Source organism: Pseudomonas sp. TH32 (assembly GCF_016650855.1).
In the GTDB taxonomy this organism is placed as follows: Bacteria; Pseudomonadota; Gammaproteobacteria; order Pseudomonadales; family Pseudomonadaceae; genus Aquipseudomonas.
This window is the reverse complement of record NZ_JAEKFA010000002.1, coordinates 1,660,730-1,682,229: the sequence shown is the minus strand read 5'-3', so window position 1 is coordinate 1,682,229 and position 21,500 is coordinate 1,660,730. Positions and strand designations below refer to the sequence as shown.

24 protein-coding genes are annotated in these 21,500 nt (G+C 61.5%); 12 read left to right on the top strand and 12 right to left on the bottom strand.

What is annotated here, in order from left to right:
• Positions 1–76: 76 nt before the first annotated feature.
• Positions 77–883, bottom strand: coding sequence for an alpha/beta fold hydrolase (locus JFV30_RS11340; RefSeq protein ID WP_201123715.1), 807 nt, complete (start codon positions 881–883; stop codon positions 77–79).
• A gap of 120 nt (positions 884–1,003) precedes the next feature.
• Between JFV30_RS11340 and JFV30_RS11335 the strand changes: the two genes are divergently transcribed.
• The gene (locus JFV30_RS11335) at positions 1,004–1,705 is read left to right on the top strand and encodes an HAD-IA family hydrolase (protein ID WP_242487058.1); all 702 of its coding nucleotides are present in this window, start codon (positions 1,004–1,006) and stop codon (positions 1,703–1,705) included.
• A 13-nt stretch (positions 1,706–1,718) separates the two neighbouring features.
• Here JFV30_RS11335 and JFV30_RS11330 read toward each other — a convergent pair whose 3' ends face one another.
• From JFV30_RS11330 to JFV30_RS11320, 3 genes are read right to left on the bottom strand one after another with little or no spacing between them, the layout of a single operon-like run.
• Positions 1,719–2,033 carry a DUF2388 domain-containing protein gene (locus tag JFV30_RS11330; RefSeq protein ID WP_201123713.1) on the bottom strand — a complete coding sequence of 105 codons (315 nt, stop codon included), beginning with the start codon at positions 2,031–2,033 and terminating at the stop codon, positions 1,719–1,721.
• A 3-nt stretch (positions 2,034–2,036) separates the two neighbouring features.
• Positions 2,037–2,609 carry a hypothetical protein gene (locus JFV30_RS11325; RefSeq protein WP_242487057.1) on the bottom strand — a complete coding sequence of 191 codons (573 nt, stop codon included), beginning with the start codon at positions 2,607–2,609 and terminating at the stop codon, positions 2,037–2,039.
• A 46-nt stretch (positions 2,610–2,655) separates the two neighbouring features.
• The gene (locus tag JFV30_RS11320) at positions 2,656–3,540 is read right to left on the bottom strand and encodes a LysR family transcriptional regulator (protein WP_201123711.1); all 885 of its coding nucleotides are present in this window, start codon (positions 3,538–3,540) and stop codon (positions 2,656–2,658) included.
• A 111-nt stretch (positions 3,541–3,651) separates the two neighbouring features.
• On the opposite strand from JFV30_RS11320, the gene argC reads away from it, so the two are divergent.
• Positions 3,652–4,584, top strand: coding sequence for an N-acetyl-gamma-glutamyl-phosphate reductase (gene argC, locus JFV30_RS11315; protein ID WP_201123709.1), 933 nt, complete (start codon positions 3,652–3,654; stop codon positions 4,582–4,584).
• Here the strand turns inward: argC and JFV30_RS11310 are convergent.
• Positions 4,568–5,698, bottom strand: a complete 1,131-nt coding sequence (locus tag JFV30_RS11310) for an epoxide hydrolase family protein (RefSeq protein WP_201123707.1) — start codon at positions 5,696–5,698, stop codon at positions 4,568–4,570. The two genes, argC and JFV30_RS11310, sit on opposite strands and share 17 nt — an antisense overlap.
• Before the next feature lie 121 nt (positions 5,699–5,819).
• On the opposite strand from JFV30_RS11310, the gene JFV30_RS11305 reads away from it, so the two are divergent.
• On the top strand, positions 5,820–6,701 hold the full coding sequence (locus JFV30_RS11305) for a LysR family transcriptional regulator (RefSeq protein WP_201123705.1): 882 nt from the start codon (positions 5,820–5,822) through the stop codon (positions 6,699–6,701).
• A gap of 3 nt (positions 6,702–6,704) precedes the next feature.
• Here the strand turns inward: JFV30_RS11305 and JFV30_RS11300 are convergent, their stop codons facing one another.
• Positions 6,705–7,079 carry a hypothetical protein gene (locus JFV30_RS11300; protein WP_010169716.1) on the bottom strand — a complete coding sequence of 125 codons (375 nt, stop codon included), beginning with the start codon at positions 7,077–7,079 and terminating at the stop codon, positions 6,705–6,707.
• Positions 7,080–7,196: 117 nt separating this feature from the next.
• Here JFV30_RS11300 and JFV30_RS11295 point away from each other — a divergent pair, with 117 nt between their 5' ends.
• Together JFV30_RS11295 and JFV30_RS11290 are read left to right on the top strand one after the other, a co-directional pair.
• A complete protein-coding gene (locus JFV30_RS11295) occupies positions 7,197–7,730 on the top strand; it encodes an AAA family ATPase (protein ID WP_201123703.1) in 534 nt (177 codons plus the stop codon).
• Entirely contained in the window at positions 7,727–8,452 is a 726-nt protein-coding gene (locus JFV30_RS11290) for a leucine-rich repeat domain-containing protein (RefSeq protein ID WP_201123701.1), read from the top strand. The genes JFV30_RS11295 and JFV30_RS11290 overlap by 4 nt, the downstream gene beginning before the upstream one ends.
• 745 nt (positions 8,453–9,197) lie before the next feature.
• Here the strand turns inward: JFV30_RS11290 and JFV30_RS11285 are convergent.
• On the bottom strand, positions 9,198–9,857 hold the full coding sequence (locus JFV30_RS11285) for a hypothetical protein (protein ID WP_201123699.1): 660 nt from the start codon (positions 9,855–9,857) through the stop codon (positions 9,198–9,200).
• Between the two features lie 117 nt (positions 9,858–9,974).
• Here JFV30_RS11285 and JFV30_RS11280 point away from each other — a divergent pair, with 117 nt between their 5' ends.
• The 3 genes from JFV30_RS11280 to JFV30_RS11270 all read left to right on the top strand — a co-directional run bounded on the left by JFV30_RS11280 (position 9,975) and on the right by JFV30_RS11270 (position 12,455).
• Entirely contained in the window at positions 9,975–10,595 is a 621-nt protein-coding gene (locus tag JFV30_RS11280) for a LysE family translocator (RefSeq protein ID WP_201123697.1), read from the top strand.
• Between the two features lie 15 nt (positions 10,596–10,610).
• A complete protein-coding gene (locus JFV30_RS11275; protein WP_201123694.1) occupies positions 10,611–11,171 on the top strand; it encodes an arsinothricin resistance N-acetyltransferase ArsN1 family B in 561 nt (186 codons plus the stop codon).
• A gap of 105 nt (positions 11,172–11,276) precedes the next feature.
• Positions 11,277–12,455 (top strand): GGDEF domain-containing protein, encoded by a 1,179-nt coding sequence (locus JFV30_RS11270; RefSeq protein ID WP_201123692.1) that lies wholly within the window; start codon positions 11,277–11,279, stop codon positions 12,453–12,455.
• A gap of 14 nt (positions 12,456–12,469) precedes the next feature.
• Here JFV30_RS11270 and JFV30_RS11265 read toward each other — a convergent pair whose 3' ends face one another.
• The gene (locus JFV30_RS11265) at positions 12,470–12,943 is read right to left on the bottom strand and encodes a VOC family protein (protein WP_201123690.1); all 474 of its coding nucleotides are present in this window, start codon (positions 12,941–12,943) and stop codon (positions 12,470–12,472) included.
• Between the two features lie 105 nt (positions 12,944–13,048).
• Here JFV30_RS11265 and JFV30_RS11260 point away from each other — a divergent pair, with 105 nt between their 5' ends.
• Both JFV30_RS11260 and dapA read left to right on the top strand, forming a co-directional pair.
• On the top strand, positions 13,049–14,026 hold the full coding sequence (locus tag JFV30_RS11260; RefSeq protein WP_201123689.1) for an alpha/beta hydrolase: 978 nt from the start codon (positions 13,049–13,051) through the stop codon (positions 14,024–14,026).
• 292 nt (positions 14,027–14,318) lie between these two features.
• The gene (gene dapA, locus JFV30_RS11255; protein ID WP_201123687.1) at positions 14,319–15,182 is read left to right on the top strand and encodes a 4-hydroxy-tetrahydrodipicolinate synthase; all 864 of its coding nucleotides are present in this window, start codon (positions 14,319–14,321) and stop codon (positions 15,180–15,182) included.
• A 170-nt stretch (positions 15,183–15,352) separates the two neighbouring features.
• Here dapA and JFV30_RS11250 read toward each other — a convergent pair whose 3' ends face one another.
• Entirely contained in the window at positions 15,353–16,039 is a 687-nt protein-coding gene (locus tag JFV30_RS11250; RefSeq protein WP_201123685.1) for a GntR family transcriptional regulator, read from the bottom strand.
• A gap of 2 nt (positions 16,040–16,041) precedes the next feature.
• Complete coding sequence (gene atzF / locus JFV30_RS11245) at positions 16,042–17,841, bottom strand: allophanate hydrolase (RefSeq protein WP_201123683.1); 1,800 nt, start codon at positions 17,839–17,841, stop codon at positions 16,042–16,044.
• Positions 17,842–18,104: 263 nt separating this feature from the next.
• On the opposite strand from atzF, the gene JFV30_RS11240 reads away from it, so the two are divergent.
• Both JFV30_RS11240 and JFV30_RS11235 read left to right on the top strand, forming a co-directional pair.
• The gene (locus tag JFV30_RS11240; RefSeq protein ID WP_010169729.1) at positions 18,105–19,481 is read left to right on the top strand and encodes a pyridoxal-phosphate dependent enzyme; all 1,377 of its coding nucleotides are present in this window, start codon (positions 18,105–18,107) and stop codon (positions 19,479–19,481) included.
• Positions 19,478–20,644, top strand: coding sequence for a cystathionine gamma-synthase (locus JFV30_RS11235; RefSeq protein WP_201123681.1), 1,167 nt, complete (start codon positions 19,478–19,480; stop codon positions 20,642–20,644). Before JFV30_RS11240 ends, JFV30_RS11235 begins: the two co-directional genes overlap by 4 nt.
• A gap of 113 nt (positions 20,645–20,757) precedes the next feature.
• On the opposite strand, the gene JFV30_RS11230 is transcribed toward JFV30_RS11235, so the two are convergent.
• Both JFV30_RS11230 and JFV30_RS11225 read right to left on the bottom strand, forming a co-directional pair.
• Entirely contained in the window at positions 20,758–21,171 is a 414-nt protein-coding gene (locus JFV30_RS11230) for an MAPEG family protein (RefSeq protein ID WP_201123679.1), read from the bottom strand.
• Positions 21,168–21,488: a DUF2834 domain-containing protein gene (locus JFV30_RS11225; RefSeq protein ID WP_201123677.1), complete on the bottom strand. Its 321-nt coding sequence runs from the start codon at positions 21,486–21,488 to the stop codon at positions 21,168–21,170. Before JFV30_RS11225 ends, JFV30_RS11230 begins: the two co-directional genes overlap by 4 nt.
• Between the last annotated feature and the right edge of the window lie 12 nt (positions 21,489–21,500).

Sequence of the window (21,500 nt, the reverse complement as noted above, 5' to 3'; positions counted from 1 at the left end):
AATATGGCCGCCATTATCCGGGTTTCGAGGCGTAAGTCTTGTGCTTTCGGGCCTGGCCGATCGCTGGCGGTGGAGATCAACCGCGCTGAAAGTCCGCAATCTGTTGCCACATCGCGATCGGGTTGGAGTACATCGGGAAGTGCCCGCACTGGGCAATCGGCGCCAGTCGCACACCTTGCGCCTGGATATGCGCCAGGTACGACAGGTGAGCATTCTGCTCGCCATACATGAACATCCGCGGGCATTCCAGGCCGAGGAACTTGCCCATCAGGTCGCCATTGTCGGACAGCTCTACCATCGACTGGAAAATCCCCCGCACCGCACCGGCGCGCACCTTGTGCCTCAGGTTCGCCGAGTACAGCGCGCTGGCGTTGGCCGGTGCCTGGCGGGTGCGCTCGATGAAGGCGCTGAAAAATGCCTCGGGATCCTCTGCCGGGTAGTCGACAATCTGCCGGCTGAGGAAGCAGTCTTCCGGGGCAATATTGCCTTCGATATCGACAAAGCTCAGCACCCGGCCCGGAAATCGGTGCGCCAACATCAGCGCGGTCAAACCGCCCATGGAGTGGCCCACCAGGTGGAACTGCTCGACACCGAAATGCTCCAGCACCTGCACGGCGGTCTGCAGCAGGAACGGGATGGAAATTTTCGACAGGTCGCTGCACTGGCTTTCACCGCAACCGGGGGCGTCGTAGGCAACAAACGGGTGACCATCAAACGCTGGCTGCAGGACGATGTCGGCGTAGTCTTCCTTGGTGGAGCCGAAGCCATGCAGGAACACAATGGGTGCCAGGGTGCCGGCGCGGTGGATTGTTGCGATGTTCAACGGCACACCGTCGACGGTCATGGGGAGTTGGGTATGGGTGAACGATTCGAGTGATGACATATAGAATTCCTTGAGAGAAACGACCGCAGAGAACGGATTAGCGGCCAAAAACCGCCAATTTCAAGGATATTCAGGCCGCTGTAAATTCCTGATCCGGGAATGTATTCATAGGCCTATCGTATGAAAGCATGGCATTGCAGCGCGGTACCGGCAGTGCAGACAACCACCACAAGGAAGAACGGCACGATGATTCACGCGATAATGGTAGATGTCGACGGTGTACTCGTTAATGGACGGCCTGCGGATGGCAGGCCTTGGGCGTCTGATATTGAAACGGATCTTGGCATCAGTAACGTCGCGTTGAACCGTGAGTTTTTCGGCCCTTACTGGAACGATATTGTCGTTGGACGTCATGGGCTTGCCGAGCAACTGAAACCGGTACTGGCTCGAATTGCGCCGTCCGTGCCCCACGAAAGCTTGATTGCCTATTGGTTTGAAAGTGACGCCAGGCTAAACCGACCGTTGCTTGAAGCTCTCAGCCAACTGCGCAAAACGGGTACGAAGGTTTATCTGGCGACTAACCAGGAGCACCTGCGTGCTGCCTATCTGATGGATCGACTTGACCTGGCCCTGCACGTAGACGGCATCTATTATTCGGCAGCGCTGGGTAGCCGCAAGCCGGACCTGGATTTCTTTAAACAGGCAGCCGCTCACTCGGGCTTCGCTCCAGAGCAATTGCTGCTGATAGACGACACCCCTGCGAACGTCGTCGCGGCAAGGCAACTGGGCTGGAATGCGGTGCAATGGATGGAGGGCTGCTGCCTCTCTGCCGAGCTGGCCAAACTCCAGACCGAGGGTGTGCACCTCGCACCGTCCTCATAAGCCTGCTGCCGTCTTACTCAATCACCGCCACCGCCTCGGCAAACTGCGCATCACTGACATCATCGTTACCGCCCGTGCTGCGAAAACTCAGTAGCGCCTGTTCGAAATACGCGCCACGAATCTCGCCGTCGGACCCTACAAACGCCAATGCGTCATTCTTGGCCGAAAGAAAGCTGCCAGGGCGCGTCGTCAGTTCCGACGTCAGCAAGGTGAAGGTGGAGAACCTCAGGCATGACCAACCCAGCGGATCGTCGGCAAAGGAAATACCGTCTTTGGCCTGGGCGGAAGTGGTGATGAGCAAGGCGAAGATGAACGCGAAGATTCTCAACGATCAGCCGCCCAGTTCGCAGACAGCGGTGCCCTTCATACCCGAGGCTTGCACGCTGACGTGCCGCACGGAAAAGCCGGGTTGCGTCACGGTTTTCTTTTCGGACCATTGCCCACCACTGGCGACCTGGTAACTGATGGAGCCATCGTCGGCCCAAGCCAGGCGCAGTGAGTAGACCCCGTTGTGATCGGCAGTGGTCAGCACCAGGCTATCAGTGACCCGCTGTGCCTTGTTGAACAGCCGCAGCTGGAAAGCCCTTTGATCGTCAGTACCTAGCGGGTAGCTGGAGAGAAACAGGATATTGTCCTGGGCATCATCTTCACCCGCCCCGAGAATGACCGAAGACACCCATTCCTCACCGAGATTGTTTTTTTCAGTGGTCACGTTGCAGGTCAACTGCCCGTGATTCCCGACCTTCTGCTTGAGGTAGGTGCCGTAAAAGCCGTGGGGCACATTGAACTTCAGCGTTTGCACCGGCCCAGTGCTGCAGCCGAACAGCAAGCTCAATAGCGATAGCCCGATCACTCCTTGAAAAACCTTCACACGCGCTTCCTTGCTTGAAATGGCTGATGACATCGGGGCGCAAGGCTAACCGTCTTGCCCCAGGCATACAATCGTCGCCCTACCCCGCACTCAACCCCCACAACACCTCCAGCACGTGCTGCGTCGGCCGTTCGACGTCTCCGGCACGATGCGCGATACCCAACTGGCGCCACAACAACGGCTGCAATGGGCGCATCACAATCCGGCTGTCGGTCAACGGTGTGGACGCTTCATGGGGCAACAACGTCGCGCCATAACCGGCGGCCACCAGGCTTTTGATCGCATCGTTGTAGTTCAGTTGAATGCGCGGCGTGGGCTGCAATCCTTCACTGGCAAACCACTCGGCGGTCAGGCGCGAAAGCCGGGTGGTGTTGTCATTCAGGATTAACGGCTGGGCAGCCAGCCAGGCGGGTGTTACCACCTCCGGGCATTCCCGGCGCGCCGGTAAAAAAGCCATGACCGGGTCGCGACGCCAGGGCTCGATGCGCAAGCCCTTCACCGGTGCCTGCGGCAGCGCCACCAGGCCGATCTCCAAAGCACCCTCGGCGAGCTTCTTCAAGGTGTCCTGGGAGGTGAGCACCGCGACCTGTACATCGATCGCGGGATGGTGCTGGCTCAAGGTCTCCAGGGCTTGCGGCAGCAACTGGGCGATGGCCCCGGTGGACGCGCCCAAACGCACACGCCCGGCCAGGCCCTGCACCTGGCGCTCCACGTCCTCCAGCGCCTGTTCCGCATCCGCCAACAATCGACGCGCGCGCTCCACCAGGGTTTCGCCAATCGCCGAAGGCTGCACGCGCCCACGGGTACGCGACAATAACTGCCCGCCTACCCGGGCTTCCAGGTCGGCAATGTGCAAGCTGACCGTAGGGGGCGCCAGGTTCAACATGCGCGCCGCTTCGGCGAAGGAACCGAGGTCGGCAATCGCCACCAACGTGCGCAGGCGGTCAAGGCTGATTTCGCGCATGGGTCGATCCTCATTCAGAAAACCTGAATATCATCGTTATGAAATTCAACTTTTCCTATCCTAGCCGCTCATTGAAGATTGGGACATCTGATTTCCTACCGAGCGCATTCCATGGCAACTCCTCTTGTATTTATCGACGGCGACCAGGGCACCACCGGGTTGCAGATCCATCAACGCCTGCGGGACCGCACCGACCTGCAACTGGTCACCCTCAGCCCCGAACACCGCAAAGACCCGCAGCATCGCGCCGAGATGATCAACGCCTGTGACATCGCGATCCTGTGCTTGCCCGATGACGCCGCGCGGGATGCGGTGGCAAGCATCGAAAACCCTGCCGTGCGGGTGATCGACGCGAGTTCCGCGCACCGTACTCATCCCGACTGGACCTACGGTTTTGCCGAGATGAACCCGCAACAGGCTCACCGCATCGCCACGGCGCAGCGCGTCAGCAACCCCGGTTGCTATCCCACCGGTGCGATCGGGCTGTTGCGCCCCTTGCTTGAAGCCGGGCTGCTGCCAAAGGATTACCCGGCGACGATTCATGCCGTGTCGGGCTATTCCGGCAAGGGCCGCGCCGGGGTGCAGGAGCATGAGGGCCCCGACGCCTCACAGGCGCCCGCCTTCCTGGTCTATGGCCTGGGGTTGGCGCACAAGCATGTCCCGGAGATTCAACGGCAAAGCGGGCTGACGGAGCGTCCCGTGTTTGTGCCGTCCTACGGGGCGTTCCGCCAGGGCATCGTACTGACCATCCCGCTGCAACGGCGGCTGTTGGCACCGGGGGTGGATGGGGTGCTGTTGCATGACTGCCTGACGCAGCATTACCGCGACGCCAATCACGTCGAGGTGCTGTCGATGCAGGCCGCCAACGAGCTGACCTGCCTGGACCCTCAAGCGCTGAACGGCACGGATGACTTGCGTTTGATCGTGCGTGAAAACCACGAGACGGGCCAGGTCTTGCTGGCAGCGGTCTTCGACAACCTCGGCAAAGGCGCCGCAGGGGCTGCCGTGCAAAACCTGGACCTGATGCTCAAGCCGAAACAGTAGCGATAAAGGCTCTAAAATCCGCCAGCATCAACGCCGGCTGCTCCCAGGCCGCAAAGTGACCGCCGGCAGGCATTTCGCTCCAGTGCACGATGTTGAAGGTTTTCTCGACCAATGAGCGCGGCGGCGGCACGAACACCGGGTCGCGAAAGGCGGCGAACCCGGTCGGCACCTGGATGCGGGTGCCGGCCGGAAACTTCGACGAGCCCTCCAGGCGTTTGCCGTGATACATCCAGGTTGCGGTGACCATGGAAGACGGTGCGAGATACAGCATGATGTTGGTCAGCACTTGCTCTTCGGTAAACCGGCTCCAGAGGTCCGGACTGCCGTCGGTGGTCTTGGGCAGGTCGGCCCAGGTGCCGATTTTTTCCAGAATCCAGCCGGCGGCCCCTACCGGGCTGTCGGCCAGCGCAACACCTAACGTCTGTGGGCGGGTTTCCTGCAGGTGGTTGTAGCCGGTCTCCCAGTCGATCAGCACGTCGCGCCGGGCCACAAATTCTTTCTCTTGCGGCGTGGTAGCGACAGTGCCCTGGGCCACCAGGTCGGCCATGTTCAGGTGAATCCCGAGTAATCCGTCAGGCCGATCATGGGCCATCCAGCCCGCAATACCGGAGCCCCAGTCGCCGCCCTGGACGATGAAACGGGTTTGCCCGAACAACCGAGCCATCAGCCCGTGCATCAGCTCGGCAGCCCGACGCGGGCCAATCACCCCGGTGATCGGCTTGGAGAACGCAAAGCCCGGCAGCGATGGCACGATCACATCGTGTCCGTCAGCCGCCAGCGGTTCAAGCAGTGCCTCAAACTCAAGGTACGACCCTGGCCAGCCGTGCAGCAGCAACACCGGCGGCTTGGAACCGTCGCCCCGTACGTGGACGAAATGCAGGTGCTCGCCCTCGATCTCGGTGATGAAGTTGGGCAGTTGGTTAAGGTGTTTTTCCACCTTGCGCCAGTCGTAGGCGTCCAGCCAGTAACGCGCCAGGCGCTTGAGGTCAGTGACGCCCACGCCCGAGTGCCACCCGCCCAAATCGGGAAGTTGGGTCCAGTCGTAGGTGGCGACTTTGTCGCGGATCGCAGCAAGGCGGTCATCGGGGATGTTGATGGTGTAAGGCAAGATCATGGGATTCTCCGGTGAGTTTCCGTATTACATTGCTTTACGCAATACTGGACGCCATAAAACCGGATGTGAACCCCATTACACCGCTCAAGGCCTTTGCGCCAAACGCATAAGTGAGTGTCCCGTGGACATAACGGACGAACTGGAAATCTTCACCCTGGTGGCCGAGACTGCGAGCTTCTCGGCGGCGGCGCGTCGCCTGAACCTTGCGCCGTCCTCCATTGCCCGGGTGCTCGACCGCATGGAAGCGCGCCTTGGCGTGCGCCTTTTGCTGCGAACCACGCGGTCACTGACCGTGACCCCGGAGGGCGCGGCCTACCTGTCGTGCGCCCGGCGCATCCTCGTCGACCTGCGGGAAACCGAGCAGCAGATAACCGACCAGAGTTCACCCCGTGGTCGCCTGCGTGTGAGCAGTTCGCTGCTGTATGGCAGGACCTTCGTGATCCCGCTGTTGGCCGAGTTCATCCAGCGCTACCCGGATATCCTGGTGGACATCAACCTGACCGACACCGTGGTCGACATCGCCGCCGGCCAGGCCGACGTCGCGGTGCGATTGGGCCCGTTGCCCGACAGCGCCCTGACCTCCCGCCGGCTCGGCGCTACCCACAAGGTCATCATCGCCTCACCTGGCTACCTCGCGCGGCGCGGTACACCGCAGGTGCCGGAAGACCTGCTGAATCACGACTGCATCGGGTTCAACTTCAAACGCGCCGCGCCCACCTGGCCGTTTCGCAAGGATGGCCACGACTACTCACTGCCGATAAAGGGTCATGTGGAAACCAATAACGGCGACACCCAGGGCCAGTTGGCGGCCGAAGGCATCGGCATCGCGCGGGTCTGCGCCGAGACCGTTGAAGACGCGATCAAGGCGGGCCGACTGGTGCCACTGCTGGAGGCCTTCAACCCCGGCGACGGGGAAGAGATTCATGCCGTGTTCCTCGGTGGCACCCACACGCCGGCGCGGGTGCGTTGCTTTGTCGATTACCTGGTTGAGCGGTTCAAGTAAGCGTTAAACCGTATGGCTGCTCAGTTCAACATAGCTCGACTCCCCGCCGCCCTCCGCACCCGACAACCAGCCCCACACGAAGGCCAACGTGGTACGTCCGGCGTCATCCACGCCTACCGTGCCCCGTGACCATCCGGCCAGAATCTCGCCCTCGGTGGTCAGGCACTGATACAGCAACTCGATGGTGTCCGTGCCGGTGGCGCGCCCGACTTGATTACCCATGCGGATCCGGCCGCCCTGGTACGTGCCCCAGATGGCATTTGCATCGACGTGGTACTCAAACACAGTGCCCGTACCCGACAGCCCATGGGTGTTGCCCGCCACGATAAATCGGCGATTGTTCAGCCGTTCGCTGATTTGGGAAAAGGCGGTTTGCATATAAAGCACTTCCTTGATCGACAGGGTCCGTTCCGGGCAATAAACCTACCTCATAAGTCTTTAACCGGTCATTTAAAAGCTGCACAATTGCCGGCTTTTCCGCGACAGGACGTCCTCATGCAACGCATCGTGATTCTCGGCAATGCCGGCAGCGGAAAATCCACCCTCGCCCGCACTCTCGGCGAACGCCTGGGCCTGCCCGTGGTGCACCTGGACCGCCTGTTCTGGTCCCCCGGCTGGGTCGAGCCCGACGCCGAGCAGTTCCGCACGAGGGTGCGTGAAGCGGTCGCAACGGATACCTGGGTGTGCGAAGGCAACTACGCCCGGCGTACCTTCGACCTGCGCCTGCCCCGTGCCGACCTGATCATCTGGCTCGATACGCCTCGGCTCACCTGCTTTACCCGGGTGATCCTGCGCAGTGCACTGAAACGCCCGCGCCCGGACATGGCGGCAGGCTGTACCGATAGAATCGACCGGGCGTTCCTGACCTTCCTGAAGTTTGTGTGGACGTTTGATCGCAGCTACCGGCCGGGAATCGAGGCGGTGCGCCTGGCGGTAGGGCCGCAGATTCCGGTGGTGCACTTGCGGGGTAGTCGGGAGATTGAGGAGTTTCTCGTTCACGGACCAAACTGCATAGAAGGAGCACTATGATTGTTTGCCTGGATCAACCGTTCCCCGAACAGCAACTCGCTGAAAACGATGAGCTTGACCTTCGGAACGTTTCAGCAAAGGTATGGCCAACGGTGCTGTCCCGGTGCACCGCCACGGAGCTGCGCCTCTACAACCTCAAGCTCTCCTCGCTCGAGGGACTCGATACCTTGACCCACACACGCAAATTGAAGCTTGAGCGGGCGACAAGGATCGAAGTGCTGGACCCTGTTTTCAACCTGAATGCGTTGACCGATCTGTCAGTGGGAGACTTCCCGAAACTGCGTCGACTCGACGGCATCGAGGCGCTGGGTGAGCTGAGCGAACTGCGCTTGATGGGTAACCTGGGTGGCGGGTCGTCACCTCTGCACCTCAGCTCAATCGAACCGGTATCCCGCCTACCCACACTCACCAGCCTCTCGTTGGCGTTTGTAAAGTTTGAACTCGACGATATCACCAGCCTGGCTCGTTGCTCGCACTTGCGCCATTTGAGCCTGACCAATCAGTTTGATCGGGCGCAGGTGGCTTTTCTTGCAAGTCGGTTAAACCCTCAACTTGTAGAGCCTCTTACGGCGTCTATCACGACACATCTGCGCTGCAAGCAGTGCGATGGCCACACGTCGATGTTCACCGGACGACGAATGCCTTTCCTCTGCCCGGCCTGTGATGCGTTGCGGTTTGAAAAGCTGACCCTGCAGTTCGAGCAGATGGTGGCGAACGCGTAATGGAACCTCTCAGTGCGATGGAGGGGGGGGACCGGAACATTCGAGCAACCGTTCAACACCAGGGCCAGGGTATGGCTGCTTCAACTCAGCAACGGGCCAAGCGGGGTTAGTTTATTTATAGATAAATTCATACCTTACGATATAAGAGCCCAGTTTGTTTGAGTGAGCAGTCACCCACAGGGCATTCATGCCTCTTTTCCTTCGTTCCGACAATTCCAGATTATCAGTGCACAGCACAATCCAGCGATTGGTGTTTAGATCCTTAAATCCCAAACCTGCCTCACAACGGTTAGTCCTTCCAAGGGAAGGGCCTGGAAATCTCAACTCATACGCCGCTTCATACTGAACAAGGTCACCAGGCAATAGGTAAACACAGACTTGATACACATTCAGAGAAAGAACAAAACTAAGGCAAAAGCCACCAAAGAAAGACTCTGCGAGACGTTTCAGGCTTTTCCCCTCAGGGCGAGAGTAGAATGTTCTGCCCGCAAACACGAGTCCAACAAGAGAGGCGAACGCTATATAGGTACCCAACTCTGGAATCCACGGCATTAAAACTGTTTGTCTCGCAATGCGAGCCCCCTTGGACATATAAAAAAACATAGCCCAAGCAACAAAAGTACAATCATCAAAGCCATTGCTTTTTTAAACTTGCTGCTAAATGGGGACTCTTTCACTTCTTGCACACTCTATTTATTTTAATTCCGGCACGAGTCGAAAGCAGCGCGACCTTGCGGGCTTATATCTAACCAGGGTAACCGCCAGCATCAATGAATAACTGGCGAAGCTTCTTTTGGGCGGTCGCTGAAAGGCGCAGTGAATAGCGTTGAAACTCCTCCTCCGCGGCATCAGGCTTGCCATTCATGGCCAACACAAAGGCATATGCAAGAGGGTGCTGTGTGTAGTTGTAGAAACCCAGCCCCCCTTTCGACAGATGCTGCCTGACCCGCTCGAAGGCGCCAGGCAAGTTGGCTATCGAACGAGCCGCGTTCCAGAACGACTCAGCATCTGCAATGGCCGCCCTGAGGATATCGGGTGCACACCTCGCTATGGTTTCAGGTCCATAACTGTAGGAAATATCAAACGCACGATCTCGCACATCGAATATCAGGTCAGGTCGCGCTGACTTGGGCGTTCTGTGCCATTTGAAGTCATTTCCGGAGAGGTGCGGGACAAAATCCAACGACAGCCCCCATGACGGTGCCAGCTTGCCGCCTTTCCACTGCGCAAGGCGAAAGACCTGGCGAATGGGGGCATCAGCGCTGCGAATCCAAGTCAACGGGCCTTGAACCTCGAAACCCAGCGGCTGCAACAGGGACTCCACGGTGGGCGAGACTATTTCGTGGATTTGATCTATTCGGACTATCTGGAACGCTGTTCCTTGCATTGCCAACTCCATGCTCATGAGGACGGATCCATGGGTGCGCAAGGTTACGTGATGCAATCCGGCACCTCAAATTGTGCTGCCCCCTTAAACCCCTTATCCTCGTGATCTTACCTGCCACCGCCCGCCGGAGCCCACATGGACGTCGCCACTCTCACCCTGTTCCTCCCCGCCTGTTTCGCCCTGAACATGGCGCCCGGCCCGAACAACTTGCTTTCCGTGAGCAATTCCACCCGCTACGGCTACCGCACTTCCTGCCTGGCGGGCATCGGGCGTTTGTTGGCCTTCGCCGGGATGATCGCCCTCGCCTCCGCCGGGCTGGCGGTGGTGCTGCAAACCTCGGAGTTGTTGTTCTACGGGGTCAAGATCCTGGGCGCGGCGTATCTGTTTTATCTGGCGTATCAATTGTGGCGTGCCAACCCGCAGGCGGAAGTTGAATCGACGGTGGCTAGGGCGGGGTTGTGGGCACTGGCGCGGCAGGAGTTCCTGGTGGCCGCCGGCAATCCCAAGGCGATCCTGATTTTCACCGCCTTCCTGCCGCAATTCGTCGACCCGGGCCAGCCGATCACCCCGCAATTCGCCCTGCTGGGTGCGATGTTCCTGGCGCTGGAGTGGATCGCCATCAGCGCCTACGCCTACATGGGTTTGCATATGCGCCGCTGGTTTGCGCTGCCTCGGGGCAAGCGGATTTTCAATCGCTGCTGCGCCGGGTTGTTGTCGGCGGCGGCGACGGTATTGCTGATGGCGCGCCGGGCCTGAACAAGAGGATGAACGATGAGCTTCGCAGGCAATATCAGAGTAGCAGCCACCGCAGATGCCCCAGCCATCCAGGCGATTTACGCACCGATGGTGGAGCGCACCGCGATCTCTTTCGAGCAGCAAGCGCCGAGCGTCGAGGAGATGGCCCAGCGGATCAGTACCACGCTGAATCTCTACCCTTACCTTGTGGCCGAACGGGATGGACAGGTCGTGGGCTACGCCTATGCCAGCCAGCATCGGGCTCGGGAAGCCTATCGCTGGTCGGTCGATGTTACGGTGTATATCGATCCGGTGGCGCACGGCATCGGAATCGGCCGGGCACTGTACGAGCGGCTGTTACCCCTGCTTATGCGCCAGGGCTACCACGCCGCTTATGCCGGGATCGCCCAGCCGAACGCCGGGAGCGTAGCGTTGCATGAGGCGCTGGGGTTCACGCATATCGGCACGTACTCTGAGGTGGGATTCAAGCATGGCCAGTGGCATGACGTAGGCTACTGGCGCAAGGCATTGGATGGATCGACGCCGCCCAGGCCGATCATTCCATTCCGCGAGTTGCAGGTTGATACGAGCCTTTAAAAAACGCGAAAGTTGATCAATACAGCCAGCGGTGAGCGCTGCGAAAAAGCCACCCGAACGCTTACAATCGCCGTCTCACCGCAACTCAGGCAGGCCAGTCCATCCATGGCGCTCGACCCCATTACCATTCTGGTCCTCACCATCGCCCTCGCAGGCGCCGCCGCGCTGTACCTGGCGGTCGAGTGGCGCAATGTCCGCGAGCCTTCGCTGCTGTACTGGACCGCTGGTTTCGCCATCATCAGCGTGGGCAGTACCTTGGCCTTGCTGCGAGCCAGCGGTCTGCTGTTGATTGGCATCTGGTTCGCCAACGGGCTGCTGATCACCGCGCACTGGTTTTTCCTGCTGGGCGTCGCGCGTTTCACTCAGGTGCGGCTGTCTCGCGGCTGGTACCTGATCTTCGTCGCCTGGTTTGCCATGCTGCTGTTGCCGGAAGGACAGTCGTGGTCCAAAGCCATGCTGCTGGCCAATTCACTGCTGGTCGCGCTGCCGACCTTGCGCGCAAGTTTCCTGCTGCGCCCCCATGGCCGCTCGCTCAGTGTGGGCGCGGTACAACTGCGTTATGTGCTGCTGGCCCACGGGCTGTTTTATCTGGCCAAGGCGCTGTCGGCGGTCGTGCCGGGTACGCTGATCGACCTGACGGCGTTTCGTGGCGAAATCATTCAGGTGTCGCTGGTGGAGGGTGCGATGGCGATCATGCTGATTGCACTGTCGATGACCGGCACCGAGCGCTACCGGCGTGAAGAGCAAATCGCACGGCTGGCCGCCCGCGATCCCTTGACGGCCTTGTACAATCGCCGCGCCCTGGAGCTGCGGGCACCGAGCCTTCTGAACGAGGTTTCGTACGCCCGGCCAGGCGCGCTGCTGGTGATCGACATCGACAACTTCAAACTGATTAACGACCTGTACGGCCATACCGCAGGCGATCGGCTGCTGGTGGCGCTGAGCGAGATGATCCGTGCCCAATTGCCCGATGATGCGCTGGCGGCGAGGCTGGGCGGTGACGAGTTTGTGATCCTGCTGAACAACACCTCGAGCGAGCGGATCGTCGCGCTGGGCAGCGCCCTGCGTGAACAGTTTCACCACGCCGCCTCCCAAGCATTCGTCACGCCCGAAGCGGTGACCCTGAGCATCGGCGCCTGCCTGTTCGACACGCCGCCCGCGAGCCTGGCGGCGTTGATTGAGCAAGGCGATGCGGCGCTGTATGAATCCAAGCGTGGCGGACGCAACAGTGTTCGTCTGGTTGACCACACGGCAGTGGGCGCCCATGCACTGCCGACCGATTGATTCAGTCGGCCGAGTCACTGCGTCGCTTCAATCACTGCTATATCGATCCTGGTCATCCCCATCATGGCATCAAACGCCCGCTTGGCGGCTGCCCGGTCGGGGTTGGTGATCGCCGCCGACAACACCCTCGGGGTGATCTGCCACGAGATGCCCCATTTGTCCTGGCACCAGCCGCAGACGTTTTCCTGGCCGCCATGGCTGACAATCGCGTGCCACAAGCGGTCGGTTTCCGCCTGGTCGTCGGTGGCCACCTGGAACGAAAACGCCTCGTTGTGCTTCACACCAGAGCCGCCGTTCAGCCCGAGACACGGGATGCCCATCACCGTGAATTCCACGGTCAAAACGTCGCCCTGCTTGCCCGCCGGATAATCCCCGGGGGCGTGATGAACTGCCGTTACGGCACTGTTCGGGAAGGTCCTGGCGTAGAAGTTCGCCGCATCCAGTGCATCGCCGTCGTACCAAAGGCAAATCGTGTTTTTGCTCATCATGACGATTCCCCTGAAGGGAGGTTTGGACTTGCAGTGTAGTACCGGTAACGACAAAAATGTGCTCGCGTATCGGCGCGCCTCCCGCCTTCCCCAACGGTGCAGATCATGAGTAACGGCGTAAAAATCGACCTCCGAATCATCCCGGTTCCCCAGTCCATCAGCCCCGAAGCCCAGGCGGCGTTACAGCGCCTGGTGAATGAAGATGGCGTGCCGTTGAACAGCCTGTACACCCTCCCCGCCGCCGACGACCACGACGGCTGGCGCCGCATGCAGGCCGCTGTCGCCCAGCAGTACGCTGCGTCACAGGCGGGGCAGGCCGCGAACCTGCGAGCCCGTATAGAGACGCTCACGCTGGAAAGCGCCACGGTGTACCGGGCCACGCCAGCCGACGGGGCCGAGTTCGCCTACATCGACCTGCACGGCGGTGCGCTGGTGTTCGGCGGCGGCGAAAACGCCCGTCTCGCTGCCGGCAAACACGCCGACCTGCACGGCGTGACCTGCTACGGCGTGGACTACCGCATGCCACCGGACCATCCGTATCCGGCAGCACTCGATGACTGCATGGCCACCTACCGGAACGTGCTCGCCCATCACACCTCGGACAAGATCGTGATCGGCGGCCGATCAGCGGGCGGCAACCTGGCCGCTGCCACCGTGCTGCGAGCCCGCGACGAAGGCTTGCCGTTGCCGGCGGCGCTGGTGTTGCTGTCGCCCGAAGTGGACCTGACCGAATCGGGCGACAGCTTCCAGGTCAACCGCACCGTCGACCTGGTGCTGCCCAACCCGCTGATGAGCGTCAACCTGCTGTACGCCGCCGGCGCCGATTTGGCTCACCCGTACCTCTCGCCGCTGTTCGGGGATTTCACGCAGGGCTTCCCGCCGACATTCGTGCAAAGCGGCACCCGGGACCTGTTCCTGTCCAATGCCGTGCGCCTGCATCGGGCGCTGCGACGGGCCGACGTCCCGGTGGAGCTGCACATTTTTGAAGCCATGCCCCACGGCGGTTTCATGGGAACACCGGAGGATGCGGAACTCTCGGCGGAAGTGCTGCGTTTTGTGCGCCACTGGCTGAAGCGCGACTGATCTCTGCGAGTTGACACACCCTGTAATAATCCATAAAGATGAGCGTCTTCTTCAGGGTGTGTCCTCAATGTCTGCAACGACCTTCAACTTTTCCGTCATTGGCTTGATTGCCAAGGCGCAAGGTTGCGTTGCGCACGCCCTCAAATCGAAGAAACAGTCGCTCATGTGACCGGGGCGCGCTGTCCCGTCAGATGAGCTGACAGGACATTGAGCGCGAAGGCCCCCTCCTCTTGCTTACCTCCCTCTGCCCTTCTGACGGTGACGAAATCGGTCAACCATCAGGAGAAAGCGCATGTCATCGTTTCAAGGTATCTGGGTTCCCGTCGTCACACCGTTTCATAACGGCGCCATCGACTTCATCGGCTTGCGCCGCCTGGTCTGCCATCTGCTGGAAAAGGGCGTGGCCGGGATCATGGTCTGCACCACCACCGGCGAAGCTGCCTCGCTGAGTCGCCAGGAGCAACTGGCGGTGCTGGATGCCGTACTGGAGCTGGTGCCGCCGCAGCACGTGGTGATGGGCCTGGCGGGGTATAACCAGATTGAGCTGTTGCAGTTCCAGGCCCAGATTCTAAAGCGCCCGGTGGCCGGTTTACTGGTGCCGCCGCCGAGCTACATCCGCCCGTCCCAGGCTGGCCTTGAGGCGTTCTTCCGCAGCGTGGCCGATGCGTCCAGTGTGCCGATTATCCTGTATGACATTCCCTACCGCACCGGCATTGCGTTCGAACAGGCGACGCTGCTGAACATTGTTGCCCATGAGCGAATCGTCGCGATCAAGGATTGCGGCGGCAACCTGGCCAACACCCTGGCGCTGTTGGCCAGCGGGAAGGTCGATGTGTTGTGTGGCGAGGACGTGCAGATATTCAACGCGTTGTGCCTGGGAGCGACCGGCGCGATTGCCGCGTCGGCGCATGTGCGTACCGAGGCGTTTGTGAGGCTGCATCGACAGGTTCGTGATAACCAATTGATGGCGGCTCGTCAGACGTTTTTCGAGCTGCTGCCGTTGATTCACACGATGTTCGTGGAACCCAACCCCGCGCTGGTGAAGGCCGCGCTGGCAATGGAGGGGTTGATTGGCAGTGAGTTGCGCGCGCCGATGCTGGGGGCGAGTGAGACAGTGGTGAATCAATTGCAGCAAGTCTTGGCCACGCTGGAATAACCTGTGGCGAGGGAGCTTGCTCCCGCTGGGGTGCGAAGCGCCCCCAAAACCGGACACCTCATTTTATCGGGTGAAAAGAGGTGTCTGGATTGGGGCTGCTGCGCAGCCCAGCGGGAGCAAGCTCCCTCGCCACAGGGATTGGGGCCAGCCAACTTTTCAGTGTGAAGGGCTTATCCCCTTGCCACCGCCAACCGGTGCAATGTGATCTTGCGCACCTCCTGCTTGCTCACCTCAATATGGGCCTTGAGCAGTTGCTGCGCCTGATCGCTTTGCCGCTGCAGGATCGCCCCGAGGATCAACCCGTGCTCCTCATACGTCGCGGCAATACGCGATTGCCGGGTGAAATCCAGCCGCCGAATAATGCGGATTTTCTCGGTGATCTCGTAATGCATCCGCGCCATTTCGGCGTTGCCCGTGGCCTGTACCAGCCCGCAGTGAAACGCCTCATCCAGTGCCGAGACGACCTGGGCGTCATCCAGCCGTGCACTTTCGTCCACCCGCCAAATCGCCTCAAGCGGTTCAAGCCCCTGCTGCGCCAGGCCACACAAGCGGCTGACGGCGGCTAACTCAAGCACGATCCGAACGTCGTACAGCTCTTCGAAGTAGTTGAAGTCGAACGGACGCACCTGCCAGCCACTCCGGAAAAACACCTCCAGGTACCCTTCCCGCTGCAGTCGGTAAAGCGCCTGGCGCACCGGCGTGCGGCTGGCCTGCATGCGCTCGGCTATGTCGCCTTCGCTGAAGCGATCACCCGGCAGCAGGCGAAAGTCGAAGATGTCAGCCTTCAACCGCTGGTAGACCTGCTCCGCCAGGCTGTCCGGCCGCTCGCTGGAGGTGCTCGTAGTCGAGAGCTGCATGCCTACGCCCTGCTCGCCATGTAGGCGCGCCAGCCGCCGAACTCGGTGATGTCGGTGGCGCCTGCCAGGGCCCAGGGTTCGCAGATAAACCCCTTCACGCTGCGCCCGTCAGCCAGGGTCAAATTGCCGATGCCCAGCGGGGCCGGAATCTCGGCGACAAACTCGCCAAAGCGCGCGACAGGCATGTCCCACAACTCAACGATGATCGAGCCGCCCGAGTCATCCTTGACCAACCCGGGCTTGGGCGGCACGGTGCCCTGCAGCGCATGCAGGCGGTACTGGCTTGCTGTCAGGGTTTGTTCCACCAGCACTGCATTGCGGCTGGTCAACTGGAAGTTCAGCGGCATCCCGGTGAGGTGCGCGCCCACCACTGCCACCCGCACACTGCCGGGCGCCTGTCGTGCAACTGCGGGTGGCGGCAGATAGCGTTCGGTAGCCCCCAACGGCAGGTCGAGGCCGGTCTGCCAGCGTTTGCCCAGATGGGTCAGCGCCGCGTCATGCCAGGCAGGCGCGATCAGGGTGATGCCGCATGGCAGGCCATCGCTGCGCAGCCCGGCGGGAACGGCCAGCGCCGAAAGGTCCGCCAGGTTGGTGAAGTTGGTGTAGAAGCCAAACTGCGAGTTGTAGAGCACCGGCTCCACGGCCATTTCCGCCAGGGTACGAATCGTCGGCGAGGTCGGCACCAGCAAGGCGTCGAAACCGATGAGGGTGTCGTTGATACGCCGGCTCAGTTCGGCCCGCAGGTATTCGGCCTTATAGGCATCGCAGGCGCTGTACTTGAAGCCGTTTTCAACGATGCCGCGCACCACCGGGTTGATCGCTGCGGGGCGGCTGGCGAGCATGCCTTCCAGCGCGACCGTGCGCTCCGCCACCCAGGAACCGAAATACAGTTGCTCGGCGAGCTGCTGAAACGGGCTGAAATCCACTGGGGTGATGTCGGCGCCGAGGGCCTTGAACCTGAGCAGCGCCTGTTCAAACACCGCCTGGTTCTGCGCGTCGCCAAAAAATTCCAGGTCGGCCGGCACCGCCAGCTTGATCGTGGCGCCAACCGCGACCGGCGCGGTGTTGGGATTGACGCGGGAATACGCATCGCTGGCGTCGTACGCCGCGGCCACACCGGCAACCCGTTCGGCATCTTCGACGGTCAATGCAAACACCGAAATGCAGTCCACCGTGCGACAGGCCGGCACCAACCCTGTGTTGGACAGGCGGCCCTTGGTCGGCTTCAACCCGACAATATTGTTGAAGCCCGCCGGTACCCGCCCGGAACCTGCGGTGTCGGTGCCCAGGGAGAACGCCACCAGGCCACGGGCAACCACCGAGGCCGAACCCGAGCTGGAGCCACCGCTGACATAGTCCGGGTTGAAGCTGTTGCCGACTGCACCGTAGGGCGAGCGGGTGCCCACCAGCCCCGTGGCGAACTGATCAAGATTGGTCTTGCCCATCAGGATCGCCCCCGCCGCCCGCAGCCGGGCCACCACCGACGCATCGGTCTGCGCGGTGTAGGCAAATTCAGGGCACGCAGCCGTGGTCTCCCAACCCGCTGCGTCGATGTTGTCCTTGATGGCGAACGGCACGCCATACAGCGGCAGCTTGTCGATATCGCCGTCGACCGCCGCAAGCCGCTCGGCCAGTTGCGCCAACTGTGCACTCAACTGCTGCGGCTGCACCCGGCTGATCCAGGCGGTGTCCTGGTCGGGAAAGGTGCTTGCCAGGGTCAACAGAATATCGGGGGTCAGCGCCTGGCTGCGGTAAGCGGCCTGCCATTCACCCAGGGTCCAGCCGAGTTGTTCGTTGCGCATTGGGGATTCCATCTTGTATCCAAGTTTGGATTTCTTTTAGCAAGCGCTGGGCCAATTCGCTGCAAGCCAATGAACACGTGGCCTCGGCAAAAAAGGCGGTTTGGCCGCCCTCAACCGTGCTCCGTGATGAAGCAGCAATGCGCCAAAAAAAGACATTCAGGCGGCCGCACGGTTGCGAGCGGCTCGATACCGGCCTATGTTCGAAACCATGCTGCAAAAGCTGCTGTCCATCCCATACGCCCCTTCCGTAGCCAGGTGACGACATGCCCACCGCTTCTCGCCCCGCCGTGCTCGAACTGATCGGCAATACCCCGCTGGTGCGGGTCAGCCGTTTCGATACCGGCCCGTGCACGCTGTTCCTCAAGCTTGAATCCCAGAATCCCGGCGGCTCCATCAAGGACCGCATCGGCCTCGCCATGATCGACGCCGCCGAACGCGACGGCCGCCTGCGCCCCGGTGGCACCATCATCGAAGCCACCGCCGGCAATACCGGCCTCGGCCTGGCGCTGGTAGGCCGCGCCAAAGGGTATCGGGTGGTGCTGGTGGTGCCGGACAAGATGTCCACCGAAAAGGTCTTGCACCTGAAAGCCATGGGCGCCGAGGTGCACATCACCCGCTCCGATGTCGGCAAGGGCCACCCCGAGTATTACCAGGACGTCGCCGCCCGGCTGGCCAAGGACATTCCCGATTCCTTCTTCGCCGACCAGTTCAACAACCCGGCCAATCCCCTGGCCCACGAAACCAGCACCGCGCCGGAAATCTGGGCCCAGACCCAACATGACCTGGACGCCATCGTGGTCGGCGTCGGCTCGGCCGGCACCCTTACCGGCCTGACCCGTTTCTTCAAGCGCGTGCAACCCGACCTGGCCATGGTGCTGGCCGACCCCGTGGGGTCGGTGATGGCGGAATACAGCCGCAGCGGCACCATGACCGAACCCGGATCGTGGGCGGTGGAAGGCATCGGCGAAGATTTCATCCCCTCGATCGCCGACCTCTCCAGCGTGCGCCACGCCTATTCCATCAGCGACGAAGAAAGCTTCGACCACGCCCGCCAACTGCTGCGGGCCGAAGGCATTCTCGGCGGTTCCTCCACTGGCACCCTCCTCGCCGCCGCCCTGCGCTATTGCCGCGAGCAGACCGAACCCAAGCGCGTCGTGACCTTCGTTTGCGACACCGGCACGCGCTACTTGTCGAAGGTCTACAACGACCAATGGATGAACGACGCCGGCCTGCTGCAATACAAACACTACGGTGACCTGCGCGACCTGATCGCCCGGCGGTTCGAGGACGGCCGCGTGATCAGCGTCGGCCCAGACGACAGCCTGCTCACCGCCTTCCAGCGCATGCGCCTGGCGGACGTCTCGCAACTGCCGGTACTGGTGGACGGCCAGCAACTGGTGGGGGTGCTCGACGAATCGGACGTGTTGCTCGGCCTGCATCAGGACGCCGCGCATTTCTCCATGACCGTGGCCAGCGCCATGACCAACGCCCTTCACACCCTTGCGCCCAGCGCCAGCCTTGCGCAATTGCAGGCCGAGCTGGATCGCGGATTGGTCGCAATCATTGCCGACGCGTCGGGCTTTCACGGCCTGATCACCCGCGTCGACCTGCTTAATCACTTACGGAGATCCCTTGCATGACCCAGCACGATAAAAGCGCCTTCGCCACCCGCGTGATCCATGCCGGGCAATCCCCGGACCCGACCACCGGGGCGCTGATGCCGCCGATCTACGCCAACTCCACGTACCTGCAGGACAGCCCCGGCGTTCACAAAGGCTTTGACTACGGGCGCTCCCACAACCCGACGCGCTTTGCCCTGGAACGCTGCGTGGCCGACCTTGAAGGTGGCACCCAGGCCTTCGCGTTTGCCTCCGGGCTGGCGGCGATCTCCACCGTGCTGGAACTGCTCGACGCCGGCGCCCACGTGGTCTCCGGCAACGACCTGTACGGCGGCACCTTCCGCCTGTTCGACAAAGTGCGCCAACGCAGCGCCGGGCATCGCTTCAGCTTCGTCGACCTGACCGACCTATCGGCCTTCGAAGCGGCGTTGCAGGACGACACGCGGATGGTCTGGGTCGAAACCCCAAGCAACCCGCTGCTGAGCCTGACCGACCTCGCCGCCATCTCACGCATCTGCCGGGCGCGCGGCATCATCTGCGTGGCCGACAACACCTTCGCCAGCCCATGGATCCAGCGCCCGCTGGAGCTGGGATTCGACATCGTGGTGCACTCCACCACCAAGTACCTCAACGGCCACTCCGACGTGATCGGCGGCATTGCAGTGGTGGGCCAGAATCCCCAGTTGGCCGAGCGCCTGGGCTTCCTGCAAAACTCCGTCGGTGCGATTGCCGGGCCGTTCGACGCCTTCCTGACCCTGCGCGGGGTGAAGACCCTGGCGCTGCGCATGGAGCGCCATTGCAGCAACGCACTGGAACTGGCGACGTGGCTGGAGCAACAGCCGCAGGTGGCGCGGGTTTACTACCCGGGGCTGGCCTCGCACCCGCAACATGAACTGGCCCGCCGGCAGATGCGCGGGTTTGGCGGGATGATTTCGGTGGACCTGAAAAGCGACCTGGCGGGGGCGACACGCTTCCTGGAAAACGTGAAGATTTTTGCGTTGGCGGAGAGTTTGGGCGGTGTGGAAAGCTTGATCGAACACCCGGCAATCATGACCCACGCGAGCATTCCGGCGGCGACCCGGGCGCAGTTGGGGATTGGGGATGGGCTGGTGCGATTGTCGGTGGGGGTTGAGGATGTGGAGGATCTGCGGGCGGATCTGGCGCAGGCGTTGTCCACGATCTAAATAACAACGCAGAACACTGTGGCGAGGGAGCTTGCTCCCGCTGGGCTGCGTAGCGGCCCCAAAATTCCGGGAGCGCTGCGCACTCCAGCGGGAGCAAGCTCCCTCGCCACAGGTTACTCGGTGAGGCTAAGGCCGAGCAGACCGGCCAGCCCGCACAGGCAAGCCACTCCCACGCAGTAAGCGACCGTACGCCACGGCTGGCGGCCACTCAGGTACATCAGCGTATGCATCACCCGGGCGACGGTAAACGTGCAAAACAACCAGGTCGTGGCAACGCTGGTCGCCTCCAATGCGACGCACAACCCGCCCAGGACAAAGAACAACGGGATATTCTCCAGGTCATTCGCCCAGGCTCTGGCACCTCGGCTGACTTGCGGCAGTTCCTGCGAATTAGCCGCCCGCTTGAAGAAGCCGGCATCCTCACTGTTGATGAACGCAAGGTGCCTGAGGCGGAAATAGCCTTGATAGCAAGAGATCGCCAACATCTTGATGAACAGTACCAACACGCACAGGGCATACACCGTCATCGTCGGCTCCCCGAACAGCGGCGGAACCCGTTGACCACGAGATACAACAGCGGCCCCACGGACACAAAAACCGCCGTTATCAACCAATACGGCAGCACCGACGCCAGTGACTTTCCTCTGGCCCGCGCATCCCGGTACATCCACACGCACGCCATCAGCGCCATCAGGTACAGGTCAATCACCACCTGGGCAGTGTCCGGCCTCGCCATCAATTCACGCCCGAACGCCATGAGCGACTGCTCGGCCATCAGCATCGTGATCACGGTGTACAGCGCAAACGCCAACAACCCGACAAGGGCGATCCAGGGTCTGTGCATGTTCTCCTCCTT